This is a genomic window from Streptomyces sp. A2-16 (assembly GCF_018128905.1).
Lineage (GTDB): Bacteria > Actinomycetota > Actinomycetes > Streptomycetales > Streptomycetaceae > Streptomyces.
On sequence record NZ_CP063808.1, the window covers coordinates 6,178,879 to 6,193,182 of the forward strand.

10 protein-coding genes are annotated in these 14,304 nt (G+C 71.4%); 4 read left to right on the forward strand and 6 right to left on the reverse strand.

Annotated elements, in window-relative coordinates:
* Positions 1–22 precede the first annotated feature (22 nt).
* The 3 genes from IOD14_RS27705 to IOD14_RS27715 all read right to left on the reverse strand — a co-directional run bounded on the left by IOD14_RS27705 (position 23) and on the right by IOD14_RS27715 (position 7,642).
* Complete coding sequence (locus IOD14_RS27705; RefSeq protein ID WP_212671840.1) at positions 23–1,468, reverse strand: alpha-amylase; 1,446 nt, start codon at positions 1,466–1,468, stop codon at positions 23–25.
* Positions 1,465–4,149, reverse strand: coding sequence for a glucosidase (locus tag IOD14_RS27710; protein ID WP_212671841.1), 2,685 nt, complete (start codon positions 4,147–4,149; stop codon positions 1,465–1,467). Before IOD14_RS27710 ends, IOD14_RS27705 begins: the two co-directional genes overlap by 4 nt.
* Before the next feature lie 118 nt (positions 4,150–4,267).
* Complete coding sequence (locus IOD14_RS27715; protein WP_212671842.1) at positions 4,268–7,642, reverse strand: pyruvate carboxylase; 3,375 nt, start codon at positions 7,640–7,642, stop codon at positions 4,268–4,270.
* Positions 7,643–7,802: 160 nt separating this feature from the next.
* Between IOD14_RS27715 and IOD14_RS27720 the strand changes: the two genes are divergently transcribed.
* A complete protein-coding gene (locus IOD14_RS27720; protein ID WP_212671843.1) occupies positions 7,803–8,600 on the forward strand; it encodes a DUF1684 domain-containing protein in 798 nt (265 codons plus the stop codon).
* Here IOD14_RS27720 and IOD14_RS27725 read toward each other — a convergent pair whose 3' ends face one another.
* The 3 genes from IOD14_RS27725 to IOD14_RS27735 are packed head-to-tail and all read right to left on the reverse strand — an operon-like array spanning position 8,601 to position 11,011.
* On the reverse strand, positions 8,601–9,389 hold the full coding sequence (locus IOD14_RS27725; RefSeq protein ID WP_212671844.1) for a DUF427 domain-containing protein: 789 nt from the start codon (positions 9,387–9,389) through the stop codon (positions 8,601–8,603).
* 14 nt (positions 9,390–9,403) lie between these two features.
* Positions 9,404–10,600 (reverse strand): cysteine desulfurase-like protein, encoded by a 1,197-nt coding sequence (locus IOD14_RS27730; protein WP_212671845.1) that lies wholly within the window; start codon positions 10,598–10,600, stop codon positions 9,404–9,406.
* 42 nt (positions 10,601–10,642) lie between these two features.
* Complete coding sequence (locus IOD14_RS27735) at positions 10,643–11,011, reverse strand: MerR family transcriptional regulator (RefSeq protein WP_123987538.1); 369 nt, start codon at positions 11,009–11,011, stop codon at positions 10,643–10,645.
* A 100-nt stretch (positions 11,012–11,111) separates the two neighbouring features.
* Between IOD14_RS27735 and IOD14_RS27740 the strand changes: the two genes are divergently transcribed.
* The 3 genes from IOD14_RS27740 (at position 11,112) to IOD14_RS27750 (ending at position 14,289) form a co-directional block, all read left to right on the forward strand.
* Positions 11,112–12,185 (forward strand): alkene reductase, encoded by a 1,074-nt coding sequence (locus IOD14_RS27740; protein ID WP_212671846.1) that lies wholly within the window; start codon positions 11,112–11,114, stop codon positions 12,183–12,185.
* A gap of 74 nt (positions 12,186–12,259) precedes the next feature.
* Positions 12,260–13,519: a glycosyltransferase family 4 protein gene (locus tag IOD14_RS27745; RefSeq protein WP_123987540.1), complete on the forward strand. Its 1,260-nt coding sequence runs from the start codon at positions 12,260–12,262 to the stop codon at positions 13,517–13,519.
* Complete coding sequence (locus IOD14_RS27750) at positions 13,516–14,289, forward strand: hypothetical protein (protein ID WP_212671847.1); 774 nt, start codon at positions 13,516–13,518, stop codon at positions 14,287–14,289. Before IOD14_RS27745 ends, IOD14_RS27750 begins: the two co-directional genes overlap by 4 nt.
* Positions 14,290–14,304: the final 15 nt, after the last annotated feature.

Here is a 14,304-nt window from a genome sequence, read left to right on the forward strand (position 1 = left end):
CGGTACGCCCGCGCCCTCGCCCTCACCACCTGAGCACGTGACAGCCCCAGGCCTCCAGGGACACGAACAGTCCGGAGTCGGCCAGTTCGTCTCCGTCACGGTCGTACACCGCACCGGTGAGCAGGTCGGTCGCACGGCAGGTGCGGCCTCTCAGGTCGTCCCAGGGCAGCGGCAGTCTCGCCTGGGCCGGGCGGTCGGAGTCGTTGACGACGACCAGGTGGCGGGCGTCGGGGTGCGTCCAGGTCCAGGCGAGCAGGTGGCGGTGCGTGTCGTTGTCCGGCCAGCCCGTCGGTGTCAGCGTCCGCCAGTCTCCCCGGCGCACGGCGGCAGCGGCGGGCAGCAGCCGGCCGTAGAAGTCGCGCAGGGGCTCGTCGACGGGCTCCCGCGGCCTGCGCCTCAGGAACACCGGTGGGCGCACCCGGCGGCCCTCGAACTGGCCCTCGTGCCAGAGGGTCGCTCCGGGCAGGGTCGCGACGGTCACGGCCGCCGCCCGTCCCCGGTCGCCGGGCAGGGTGGCGGCGGCCCGGGGTTCGTCGTGGTTCTCCAGGAAGCGGACCAGGCCGCGCTGGTAGGCGGGGTCGGCGCCCAGGTGGGCGCGGACGGAGCCGGCGTCCTCGTGCAGCAGACGGTCGTAGAGGCGCTTGTCGTAGCAGTGGTCGAAGCCCTGCTGCCGGAGCGGCCCTTCGAGGTCCCAGTAGGCCTCCGCCACGAAGAGGAACTCGGGGTGGCGGGCCCGCACCCGGGGGATGACGTACGGCCAGAAGTCCTCGGCGGGAGCCGTGCCCGCACGGTCTCCCCAGGTCTTGCCGAAGATGTCGTTCATCAGCAGCATGGCCATGTCGCAGCGCACCCCGTCGGCCTGGTCGCCGATGGACACGAGGGTCTCGACGGTCGCGGTCCGCAGCTCCTCGCTGAAGGCGTTCACTTGGACCACGTCCGGCCAGGGCGGGAAGTACGGGTCGCGGCCGCGGGCGTAGATCCCGCCCCCGGTCTCGATGAAGCCGCCCGGGGCCCGGGCGAGATCCTCCGCGCTCCCCTGGATCAGGCAGTCGGGGCGTTCGGTGGGCCAGGGATGGTCGGGGGCGATGTGGTTGGGCACGTAGTCGAGGAGCAACCTCATGTGGCGGGCGGCCAGTTGGGCTCGGGCGGCGGCGAGACCCTCGGGGCCGCCCAGCACCGGATCGACGACGTAGTTCCGCACGCAGTACGGCGATCCGGCGATGTCGGCCTCGGTGACATCGGGAAGGGCGTCACGGAAGGAAGCCGTCAAACCCTCGTCGCGCAACGCGATCCGCAGTCCCGCCGGGCTGCGCTCCCACACGCCCATCAGCCAGACCGTGTCGACACCGGGAAGCACCAGCGAGTCCCAGACCTCCTCCGGCACCTCCCCGAGAGTGACGTGACGCCCGTACCGGCGGCTCAACTCACCCAGCCACACCAGTGTGTTGATCTCGTGGATCACCGTCATGACAGCGACTCCCGCCCACCCCGGTGCCAGTCCTCCTCGCTGATGGAGTGGAAGAGGGTCGCGGTGGCCGCCACCAGGCCCGTCCAGCCGGTCTGGTGGGAGGCGCCGAGGCCGGCGCCGTTGTCGCCGTGGAAGTACTCGTAGAAGAGGACGAGGTCCTTCCAGTGGGGGTCCTTGGCGAACATCGGCTGGGCGCCGTGGACCGGCCGGTGGCCGTCGGCGTCGGGCAGGAAGGTGGCGGTGAGCCGGTCGGAGATCTCGCGGGCGACCTCGTACAGGTTGAGCCTGCGCCCGGAGCCGGTCGGGCACTCCACGGTGAACTCGGGGCCGTGGTAGCCGTGCAGGTTGAGCAGGGCGCGGATCAGCAGGATGTTCATCGGGAACCACACCGGGCCGCGCCAGTTGGAGTTCCCGCCGAACATGCCCGAGTCGGACTCGGCGGGCAGATAGCCGACGCCGAAGGTCTGCCCGTGCACGTCGAAGGTGTACGGGTGCCGCGCGTGGTGGCGGGACAAGGAGCGGATGCCGTGCGGGCCGAGGAACTCGTCCTCGTCGAGCATGCGGGCCAGGATGCGGCGCAGCCGGTCCTCGCCGAACAGCGCGAAGAGATACCGTCCGTCGGCGGTGGGGCCGCCGCCCGCGTGCCGCGTCACGAAGGCCTCCACGGCAGGGTGGCGCCTGATGAAGTCCCGTGCCCCCTCGACCAGTTCGGGGAAGGCGCGGTTCGCGCGGCCGCCGATCACGCTCGTCGCCGCAAGCGGTATCAGGCCGACCAGGGACCGCACCTTCAGGCGGGTCGCGCTGCCGTCGGGCAGCCTGAGGACGTCGTAGAAGAAGCCGTCCTCCTCGTCCCACAGGCTGGCGTTGTCCTTGCCGATCCGGTTCATGGCGACGGCGATCCATGCGAAGTGCTCGAAGAGCATCTGCGCCTGCTCGACGTAGACCGGGTTCTCCACGGCGAGTTCGATGGCGATGTCCAGGAGGTTCTGGCAGTACAGGGCCATCCACGCGGTGCCGTCGGCCTGGTCGAGCTGTCCGCCGGTGGGCAGGGGCGCGCTGCGGTCGAAGACGCCGATGTTGTCGAGACCGAGGAAACCGCCCTGGAAGACGTTGTTCCCGTCGGCGTCCTTGCGGTTGAGCCACCAGGTGAAGTTCTTGGACAGCTTCTGGAAGGCGTTCTCCAGGAAGGCGCGGTCACCGCGGCCGGTGCGGTGCTTCTCCAGTTCGTAGACGAAGAGGACGGCCCAGGCGTGGACGGGTGGGTTGACGTCGCCGAAGTTCCATTCGTACGCGGGGATCTGGCCGTTGGGGTGCAGGTAGAGGCGGCGCAGCAGCAGCTCCAGCTGCGACTTGGCGAAGCCGATGTCGACCATGGCGAGGGCCAGGGTGTGGAAGGCGAGGTCCCAGGCGGCGAACCAGGGGTACTCCCAGGTGTCCGGCATCGACATGATCTCGTCGTTGACCATGTGGTACCAGGCGCTGTTGCGGACGCGGGGGTCGGCGGCGAGGGGGTCGACGCCGTGTTCGGCGAGCCAGCGCTCCACGTCGAGGTAGTAGTACTGCTTGCTCCAGAGCATTCCCGCGAGGGCCTGGCGGACGAGCCGTCGCTCCTCCTCTCCCATGGCCGGTGGGGTGATGCCGGCGTAGAAGGTGTCGGCCTCGGCACGGCGGATGTCGAGGACCGCGTCGAACTCGCTCCAGGGGTCATTCAGTTCGGTGTCCGTCAGGCGCAGGCGGACGCGGGCGCTGTCGCCGGCGGGGATCGTCAGCACGTGCTGGACGGCCGCCTTGGTGCCGGTGCGCGCGGGGTTCACGGCCTCTCGGGCGCCCTGCACGACACAGCGGTCGATGCCGTCCTTGACGTACGGCGTGCTGTTGGGGCTGCCGAAGACGCGCTCGTTGTCGGTCTCGTTGTCGGTGAAGAGGGTCTCGCCGCCCTGGTGGTACAGCCATCGGGGGCCGAGTTCCTCGTGGTCGGCGCGGATCGACCCGTCCGTGGCGTGCAGTGCGGGGACCGCCGTGCCGCCCGCCCACGACCAGGTGTGCCGGAACCACAGGGTCGGCAGGAGGTGCAGTACCGCTTCGTCGGGGCCGCGGTTGTGCGCGGTGATCTCGATCAGGAGGTCCTCGGGGCCCGCCTTGGCGTATTCGACGAACACGTCGAAGTAGCGGTCCTCGTCGAAGACGCCGGTGTCGAGGAGCTCGTACTCGAAGTCCTCACGGCCGCGGGCCCGGTTCGTGGTGACGAGGTCGCCGTAGGGGAACTCGCCCTGCGGGTACTTGTACAGGTACTTCATGTACGAGTGGGTGGGCGTGTTGTCGAGGTGGAACCAGTACTCCTTGACGTCCTCGCCGTGGTTGCCCTCGGCGTTGGTCAGGCCGAACATGCGTTCCTTGAGGATGGGGTCGCGGCCGTTCCACAGGGCGAGCGCGAAGCACAGGCGCTGTTTGTCGTCGCTGACTCCGGCGATGCCGTCCTCGCCCCAGCGGTAGGCGCGGGAGCGCGCCTGGTCGTGGGTGAAGTACGACCAGGCGTCGCCGTTCTCGCTGTAGTCCTCGCGGACGGTGCCCCACTGACGTTCGCTCAGGTACGGTCCCCAGCGCCGCCAGGGGGCCGTACCGGCGTCGGCCTCGGCCAGTCGCTGCCGTTCGGCGTCCGGTGTACCGCTCGCACTCGTCATCAGCCCGTCCTCCTCGCCGCCCGGGACATGCGACCAGCCTTGGCCCAGGAGGAGCGGACCGCAATGGTGATGAGCTGTATGGAAGCGGGTGTCACCGTTCCGGTCGAACGCCGGCGGCTCAGCCGATCTCGACCAGCAGGTCACCGCCCTCCACCTGCTGGATCTTGTTGATGGCGAGGCGGGAGACCCGGCCGGACGTCGCGGCGGTGATCGAGGCCTCCATCTTCATCGCCTCGATGGTGGCCACGGTCGCGCCCGCCTCGACCTCGTCGCCCTCGCTCACCGCGAGGGTGACCACTCCGGCGAACGGGGCGGCCACATGTCCGGGCCTGGACCGGTCGGCCTTCTCGGTGGTCGGGATGTCGGAGGAGACGGCGACATCGCGGATCTGGATGGGCCGCAGCTGGCCGTTGAGCGTCGACATCACCGTGCGCATGCCCCGCTCGTCGGCCTCGCCGATCGCCTCCAGGGCGATGAGGAGCCGGACGCCGGGTTCCAGGTCGACGGCGTACTCCTTGCCCGGGCGCAGACCGTAGAAGAAGTCCTTGCTGTCCAGGAGGCTGGTGTCGCCGTAGGACTGGCGGTGGGTCTCGAACTCGCGGGTCGGGGCGGGGAACAGGAGCCGGTTGAGGGTCGAGCGGCGGTCCTTATCCAGGCCCTCGCGGTCCTGCGTGTTCAGCTCCTGGACGGGCTTGGCGTCGGCGCGGCCCTGCAACGCCTTGGTGCGGAAGGGCTCGGGCCAGCCGCCGGGCGGGGTGCCGAGCTCGCCGCGCAGGAAGCCGATCACGGAGTCGGGGATGTCGAAGCGGTCCGGGGTCTCCTCGAACTCCTTGGGCGTCACCCCGGCGCCCACCAGGTGCAGGGCGAGATCGCCGACCACCTTGGAGGACGGGGTGACCTTCACCAGGTGGCCCAGGATCCGGTCGGCGGCCGCGTACATCGCCTCGATGTCCTCGAAGCGGTCGCCGAGGCCGAGGGCGACGGCCTGGGTGCGCAGGTTGGAGAGCTGGCCGCCGGGGATCTCGTGGTCGTAGACGCGCCCGGTAGGGGAGGCGAGGCCGGCCTCGAACGGGGCGTAGACGCGGCGGACGCTCTCCCAGTACGGCTCCAGGTCGCCGACGGCCCTGAGGTCGAGGCCCGTCGGCCGGTCGGAGTGGTCGGTGGCGGCGACGATCGCGGAGAGGGAGGGCTGCGAGGTCGTCCCGGCCATGGAGGCGACGGCCCCGTCCACGGCGTCGGCGCCCGCCTGGATCGCGGCCAGGTAGGTGGCGAGCTGGCCGCCCGCGGTGTCGTGGGTGTGGATGTGCACCGGCAGGTCGAACTCGCGGCGCAGGGCCGAGACGAGCTTGGCGGCGGCGGGGGCCCGCAGCAGGCCCGCCATGTCCTTGACGGCCAGGACGTGGGCGCCCGCGTCGACGATCTGCTCGGCGAGGCGCAGGTAGTAGTCGAGGGTGTAGAGGCGCTCGTTCGGGTCGGACAGGTCCGAGGTGTAGCAGAGGGCGACCTCGGCGATCGACGTGCCCGTGGCCCGTACGGCCTCGATCGCGGGGCGCATCTGGCTGACGTCGTTGAGGGCGTCGAAGATGCGGAAGATGTCGATGCCGGTCTGGGCGGCCTCCTGCACGAAGGCGTCCGTCACCTCGGTCGGGTACGGGGTGTAGCCGACGGTGTTGCGGCCGCGCAGCAGCATCTGGAGGCAGATGTTGGGGACGGCCTCGCGCAGGGCGGCGAGCCGCTCCCAGGGGTCCTCGGCGAGGAAGCGCAGGGCGACGTCGTAGGTGGCGCCGCCCCAGCACTCCAGGGAGAGCAGCTCGGGCAGGGTGCGGGCGACCGCAGGGGCGACGGCGAGCATGTCCTTGGTGCGCACGCGGGTGGCGAGCAGCGACTGATGGGCGTCGCGGAACGTGGTGTCGGTGACGCCGATGGTCGGCGACTCGCGCAGCCGGCGGGCGAAGCCCTCGGGGCCGAGCTCGGTGAGCAGCTGCTTGGAGCCCGCGGGCGGCTCGATGTCCGGCGTCCTGGGCAGCTTGGAGACCGGGTCGATCAGGTCGGGCCGCTCGCCGTGCGGCTTGTTGACCGTCACGTCGGCCAGGTAGGTCAGCAACTTCGTGCCGCGGTCGGCGGACTGACGAGCCGTCAGCAGGTGCGGGCGCTGCTCGATGAACGACGTGGTGACGTTGCCCGCCTGGAAGTCCGGGTCGTCGAGCACCGCTTGGAGGAAGGGGATGTTGGTGGCCACACCGCGGATGCGGAACTCGGCGACGGCCCGCCGGGCCCGGTTGACCGCGGTGGTGAAGTCCCGGCCCCGGCAGGAGAGCTTGACCAGCATCGAGTCGAAGTGGGCGCTGATCTCCGTACCGGCGTGGGTGGTGCCGCCGTCGAGGCGGATGCCGGAGCCGCCGGGCGAGCGGTAGGCGCTGATGCGGCCGGTGTCGGGGCGGAAACCGTTGGCGGGGTCCTCGGTGGTGATGCGGCACTGGAGGGCGGCGCCGTGCAGCCGCACCGTCTCCTGGGAGAGGCCGAGGTCGGCGAGGGTGGCGCCGGCGGCGATCCTGAGCTGCGCCTGGACGAGGTCGACGTCGGTGACCTCCTCGGTGACCGTGTGCTCGACCTGGATGCGCGGGTTCATCTCGATGAAGACGTGGTTGCCCTCGCGGTCGAGGAGGAACTCCACGGTGCCCGCGTTGCGGTAGCCGATCTCGCGGGCGAAGCGGACGGCGTCGGCGCAGATCCGGTCGCGCAGGCCGGGGTCGAGGTTGGGCGCTGGGGCGAGCTCGATGACCTTCTGGTGGCGGCGCTGCACCGAGCAGTCGCGCTCGTAGAGGTGGATGACGTTGCCCTGGCCGTCGGCGAGGATCTGCACCTCGATGTGGCGGGGCTCGACGACGGCCTTCTCCAGGAAGACGGTCGAGTCGCCGAAGGCCGAGGCGGCCTCGCGTGCGGCCGCCTCGATGGACTCGCGCAGCTGGGCGGGGTCCTCGACCCGGCGCATACCGCGTCCGCCACCGCCGGCGACGGCCTTCACGAACACCGGGAAGCCGATCTCGTCGGCGGCCGCGACCAGCTCGTCCACGTCGCTGGAGGGCGCCGAGGAACCGAGCACCGGTACTCCTGCGGCGCGGGCGGCGGCGACCGCGCGGGCCTTGTTGCCGGTCAGTTCGAGGATGTCGGCGCTGGGTCCGACGAAGGTGATGCCCGCCTCCTCGCAGGCCCGCGCGAGCTCGGGGTTCTCCGAGAGGAAGCCGTAGCCGGGGTAGACGGCGTCGGCGCCCGCCAGGCGGGCGGCGCGGATGATCTCGTCGACGGAGAGATAGGCCCGCACGGGATGGCCCGGTTCGCCGATCTCGTAGGCCTCGTCGGCTTTGAGTCGGTGCAGTGAGTTGCGGTCCTCGTGGGGGAAGACGGCGACCGTCCTCGCGCCCACCTCATAACCTGCGCGAAACGCGCGGATCGCGATCTCACCACGGTTGGCGACCAGTACCTTGCGGAGCATTCCCGTTCCCTTCGGCCTGCCGGTGACGCCCCCATGGTCTCGGCAAAGACCGCCGGTGGCCATGAGAGTCAGGTCACGTGTCGCGGACGGTTTGGGGATGATTCGCGCAGGTACGGCGGTTGTCGCCGAGGACAGGGCACCGCCGTACCAAGGAGTGGACATGGGCTTCGTTCAGGAGTGGGAGGACTGGCACCGGCAGAAGGAGGCCGTGCTGTCCGGACCGCACGGTTTCCTCGCGATCACCGGCCTGCACTGGCTGAACCCGGAGCCGAGCCGCTTCGAGGACGCCCCGGGCAGCTGGTCGGCGACGGCGGAGGGCGTGGTGGTCGAGCTGGACGAGGGCCAGGAGCTGACCGTCGACGGACACACGGTGCGGGGCCGTCACAGCTTCGGGGTGATCGCCGAGCGGGGCAGCGTGTACGCCGACTGGGGCGCGGCACGCCTGGAGATCGCCAAGCGCGGCGGCAACGACATCCTGCGCCCCCGCCACCCGGACAGCCCCTTGCGTACGGCGTTCACGTACACGCCCGCCTACGCGCCGGACCCGCGCTGGCTGGTCGAGGGCCGTTTCCTGCCGTACGAGGAGCCGCGCCCGGTGACCGTGGGGGCCGCCGTGGAGGGCCTGGAGCACGTCTACGACTCCCCCGGCCAGGTCGAGTTCGAGCTGGAGGGCGCACGGCATCGGCTGACCGCGTTCAACGGGCGGGGTCCCGGCGCGCTGATGGTCCTGTTCACCGACAAGACCTCCGGCCTCACGACGTACGCGGCGAACCGCTCCCTCCAGATCGCGGCGCCCGACGCGGACGGCCGGGTCGCGATCGACTTCAACCGCGCGGCGAACCTGCCCTGCGCCTACACCGACCTGGCGACCTGCCCGCTCCCGCCCGCCGAGAACCGGCTGCCGGTCGCGGTCGAGGCGGGTGAGCGGATCCCTCTGGAGCGGGGCGGGCAGCCGTGATCACTTGACCGTGCCGGTGAAGGGGGTCACCGGCCGCTCCAGGCGCTCCCCGTCCACGGTGATGTCGACGGCCTCGTTGTAGAAGGCGAGCAGCCCCTTGACGGCACCCACGGCGGGGAGCGGGTCCGGGTAGCTCCAGACGATGTTCCGGTGGTCGCCCACCGACCAGTACTCGGCGGTGCCCTTGTAGGGGCAGCCGGTGTGGTGGTCGGTGGCTTCCAGGAGGTCGAGGCGGACGTCCTCGCGCGGGATGTAGTACCGCGTGGGCAGACTCGTCTCGAAGAGCAGCACGGGGCGGCGGGTCTCGGCGACGGTCGTCCCGTCGATCTCGATGCGGACATGGCGGCTGCTGGGCATGGCGTCGACGCGTTTGTGCGGGTCACGGGGGTGGATGAAGATCTCTTCCTCCTCCTCGTACCAGTGGTCGAGGCCGGTGCCCCAGCGCCGGAACCACGCGAAGGCGATGTGGTCGGCGAGGTCGGCCGAGGGGAACGTCCAGGCCGCGTTCTCCACGAGCTCGCCGTCGACCTCGAGGTCGTAGAAGAGCTGCGAGCCGGTGTGAGTGCCGGTCGCCGGGTTCTTCGCGGGCCGGAGCAGGTCCTCTCGGACGTCGGCGCGCGGGAAGGCGTACAGCGGTACGGGCACGTCCGGCTCCCAGACCAGGACGGGGTGCCGGCTGTCGACGACCGTGACGTCTCCCTTGCGGCCGCGGACCCAGCGCTCGCTGGGCTCCCACAGCAGGCCCTCCGGGGTGGTCCGTACGTCTCGAGCGGTGGGAAATGTGGCCATGAGCTCTTCTCCCTTCACCTCTTCAGGAAGTCTGTCAGGCCCGTCAGCAGCCGGTCGACGTCCTCGGCGTCGTTGTAGGGGGCGAGGCCGACGCGCAGCCCGCCGGTGTCGCCGAGGCCGAGGTGGCGGGAGGCCTCGATCGCGTAGAAGGAGCCGGCCGGGGCCTGGACGCCCCGCTCGGCGAGGAAGCCGTACGCGTCGGCCGTGTCGTGGGTCTCGAAGGTCAGCAGGACGGTCGGGGTGCGGTCGGCGGCCCTGGAGTGGACGGTGACGCCGTCGAGCGCGGCCAGCCCCTCGTCGATCCGGGTGCGCAGGAGGCGTTCGTGGGCTTCGAGGGCGGCGAACCCCGCGGTCAGCCGCTCCCTCCTGCCCCCGGTGGCGTCCGGGTCCAGCCGCTCGGCGAGGAAGTCGACCGCCGCCGCCGTCCCGGCGAGGAACTCGTAGGGCAGGGTGCCCAGTTCGAAGCGTTCGGGGACGGTATCCGTGGAGGGCAGGAGCTTGTCCGGGCGCAGGGTCTCCAGCAACTCCGGTCGGGCGGCGAGGACTCCGTGGTGCGGGCCGAGGAACTTGTACGGGGAGCAGACGAAGAAGTCCGCGCCGAGCTCCTCCAGGTCCACGAGGGAGTGGGCGGCATGGTGGACGCCGTCCACGTACACGAGTGCGCCCACCTCGTGGGCCGCCTCGGCGATCGCGGGGATGTCGGGGCGGGTGCCGATCAGGTTGGAGGCGGCCGTGACGGCGACGAGCCGGGTGCACCCGGACAGCACGGACCGGATCGCGTCGACCGTCAACTCGCCCGTTCCCGGGTCGAATTCGGCCCAGCGCACGGTGGCGCCCGACTGGACCCAGGGGCGGATGTTGGCGTCGTGGTCGAGACGGGTGACGACCACCTCGTCGCCGGGCGACCAGGTCCTGGCGAGGGTGCGTGCGAAGTCGTAGGTGAGCTGGGTGGCGCTGCGGCCGAAGACGATGCCCGCCGGGTCCGCCCCCAGCAGGTCGGCCATGGCCCGGCGGGCCCCGGTGACGATCCGCTCGGCGTTGCGCTCTCCCAGGGTGATCCGGCCCCGGTTCGACAGGGGCTGTGCCAGGGCGTCGGCGATGGCCCGGATGACGGGCTCGGGGGTCTGGGTGCCGCCGGGGCCGTCGAAGTGGGCGGTGCCGGCGGCCAGGGCCGGGAAGTGGGAGCGGAGGGCGGCGATGTCGTACGTCACGTGCGGCTCCTTGGTCCGACCGGTTCCGGTGATCTCAGCCTGTCACGCCGTCCGCAGGGTCTCGCGGTGGGCCCGGTTGTTGGCCATCAGCCCGTCGAGGGCGTCCCGGGTGCGGATCAGTTCGGCGATGTGCGCGGAGAGGCGGTCGCGTTCCTCGGCCATCCGCACGAGTGCGGCGTCGGACGTCTCCTCGCTGGGCGACTCGACGCACGGCAGGAGTTCGGCGATGGTACGGCTGGACAGTCCGGCCGCGTACATCCGCTGGAGGAACACCACGCGCTCCACCGCCGGCTCCGTGTAGTGCCGCTGCCCGCTCCCGCTGCGTGTGCTGTGGAGCAGGCCCTGCTCCTCGTAGTAGCGCAGGGCCCGCACGCTCACCCCGGCCCGTGCCGCCAGCTCCCCGATGCGCATGTGGTGCTCCGTTCCGGGCTTGACCCTCACGTCGACGTCAGGTTTTAGCGTAACCGTGTGCCCGGGACACGGGTACGTCAATTGACTGAGGAGACATGACGTGACGACGCTTTTCACCGGTTTCCGGCTCGGCGGACTGCGGCTGCCCAACCGGGTGGTCATGGCCCCGATGAGCCGGGTGCGGGCCGCCGAGGGCGGCCTGGCGACGCCGTCGATGGCGCGCTACTACGCCCAGCGGGCCACCGCCGGCCTGATCGTCACCGAGGGGGTGCAGCCGAGCCTGGTCGGACAGTCCAACCCGGGCACTCCGGGGCTGTACACCGACGAACAGGTGGCCTCGTGGCGGTCCGTGACCGAAGCCGTGCACGCCAACGGGGGCCGGCTCTTCGCCCAGATCATGCACGGCGGCCGGGTCTCGCACCCGGACACCACCGGACTGCGGCCCGTCGGCCCCTCGGCCGTCCCGGCCACCGGCGAGGTGTTCACCCCCACGGGTCCGCAGGCCCCGCCGGTTCCGCGGGCACTGCGCACGGAGGAAGTGCCCGAGCATGCCGCGTCGTACGCCGAGGCCGCCCGCCGTGCGGTCGACGCCGGGTTCGACGGGGTGGAACTGCACGGCGCCAACGGCTACTTGATCTCGCAGTTCCTCTCCTCCAACGCCAACCTGCGCACGGACCGCTACGGCGGCTCGGTGACCGGACGGATCCGGTTCGCCGTCGAGGCGGCCGCCGCGACCGTGGACGCCGTGGGCGCGGAGCGGACCGGGATCCGTCTCTCACCGGGCGGCACCTTCTGGGGAGTCGAGGAGTCGGACGTCCCCGAGCTGTACACCGCGCTGCTGACCGAGCTGTCCGGGCTCGGACTGGCCTACGTCCATCTGGAGGCCACGGCCCCGGAGGAGACCCTCGTCGCCCTGCGTCGGGCCTGGCCGGGCGTGCTCGTCATGAACCCGGTACTGCCGTTGGGCGCCAAGCAGACCGGCCGCGCCGAGGCCGACCACTGGCTGGGGCTCGGCGCCGATCTCATCAGTTTCGGCCGCGCGTTCATCGCCAACCCGGACCTGGTCGAGCGACTGCGCACCGGACTGCCGATCGCCCCCGCCGACGAGGCCACGTACTTCCAGGGCGGCGACAAGGGCTATCTCACTTATCCCGCATACCAGTACACGGCATGACGTCCAGGCGGCGAGGACACCACGAAAGGGTAACGAAGGTCAACCGGAGGCAATGCCGGGTGGTCTAGCCCGACATGAAGATCTCTTTCCTGCTCCACAACGCCTACGGGATCGGAGGCACGATCACCACGACGTTCAACCTGGCCCAGGCCCTGGCCGCACGGCACGAGGTGGAGATCGTGTCCGTGCTGCGCCATCGGGAACTGCCCAACTTCGTGCTGGATCCCCGGGTTTCACTGCGGCCGCTGGTCGATCTCAGACAGGAGAAGGAGCACCCCTTACATCTGAGACCGGCGCGGGTGTTCCCACGCTCCGAGTACCGGTACGGGCAGTACAGCGAGTTGACCGACCGGCGCATCGCCGAGGCCCTCGCCGCCATGGACGCGGACGCGGTGATCGGGACCAGGCCCGGACTCAACGTGCACCTCGCGAGCCAGGCGCCGCCCCAGGTGGCCCGGATCGGACAGGAGCACCTCACCCTGGACAACCACTCGCCGCGCCTGCGCACCGCGCTGCGCCGCGCCTACCGCGGGCTCGACGTGCTCACCACGGTCACCGAGGCGGACGCGGCGGCCTACCGGCGCCGGATGCGGCTGCCCGGCGTGCGGGTCGAGGCCCTCCCCAACAGCGTGCCGGACCCCGTGCTGCCGGCCGCGGACGGCTCCGCCAAGGTGGTCGTCGCGGCCGGCCGGCTGGTCCCGGTGAAGCGGTACGACCTTCTCGTCGAGGCCTTCGCCGCGGTCGCCGCCGCGCACCCGGACTGGCAGCTGCGCATCTACGGCAAGGGCGAGGAGCACGACCGGCTGCGGCGGCTCATCACCGACCTCGGCCTGTGGAACAACGTCTTCCTGATGGGTCCCGCGGCCCCGATGGAGGCCGAGTGGGTCAAGGGCTCGATCGGGGTGGCCGCCTCCGACTTCGAGCCCTTCGGCATGACGATCGTGGAGGCGATGCGCTGCGGGCTGCCCGTGGTCAGCACCGACTGTCCGCACGGCCCCGCCGAGATCATCGCGGACGGGGTGGACGGCCGGCTGGTGCCCGTCGGGGACCGGGACGCCATGGCCGCGGCGCTCCTTGAGCTGGTCGGGGACGACGAGGCGCGGCGCCGGATGGGCCGCGCGGCGCTGGAGAACGCGCGGCGGTTCGCTCCCGGGCCCGTGGTCGAACAGGCCGAGCGGCTCATCACGGAGGCCGTCTCGGCGAGGAGAGCGGGACGGCCGGTCGTGCGGGAGCGGCAGGGCGGAACACTGACCGCCCGCGGCTCCGCCGCCAGGGACACCGCGCTGATCGCGGCGAGCGGCGCGCTGCGCCTGGTACGGAAGGGGCGGTCATGACCACGCCACGCGCGGGATGCGCGATCGACTCGCAGGGCCGGATCACCTTCGAGCTGCCGACCGCCCACGGGCACGGTCTGCTGCTGCGGCTGCGGCCCAAGAAGGGGCAGCCCGAGGAGACCTTGCACGTCCTCGGCCTGGAACCCGTCGACGAGGGGCGCGCGCGGGCCGTGCTGAACTCCGATCCCGTGCTCGCGGAAGGCCGATGGGACGTGTATCTGCTGGACGGGTCCGAGCGCACGCGTCTGCGTCCGGGGCCGCGTGACCTGCGGGCCCTGGTCGACGGGCAGTGGGGGGAGCGCCGGGGGCCGCTGGCCGTGCGGGTCCCCTATGTCACCAAGGACGGCTACCTCGCGATGCGGACCTGGCTGCGGCCCGCGCACGCGGAGGTCGGCCGCGTCGACGTCACCGGCTCCGCGCTGAGCGTCACGGCCCGGCTGCACGGTGCCTCGCTGCCGGGCGATGCCGAGGTGCGGCTGCGGCTGCGACGGGCCGAGGGGACCGTACGCGCGCTGAAGCCGCTGGTCGGGGAGGACGGCCGGAGCTTCTCGTTCACGGTCGACGACGAGTCCCTGGACACCGGCATCTGGGACCTGTTCGTACGGCCCGCTGCCGGCGCCCCGATGATCCGGCTCGCCCGTCTCCTGGACGACGTGGCGGACCGCAAGCACGTCTTCGTCTACCCGGGCGCCACGGCCGGGAAGATCGTCGTGCGGCCGTACTACACGGTCGACAACGACCTGTCCCTGGAGGTGAAGCAGGCCGGCTGAGCCTCGGTCCCGGAC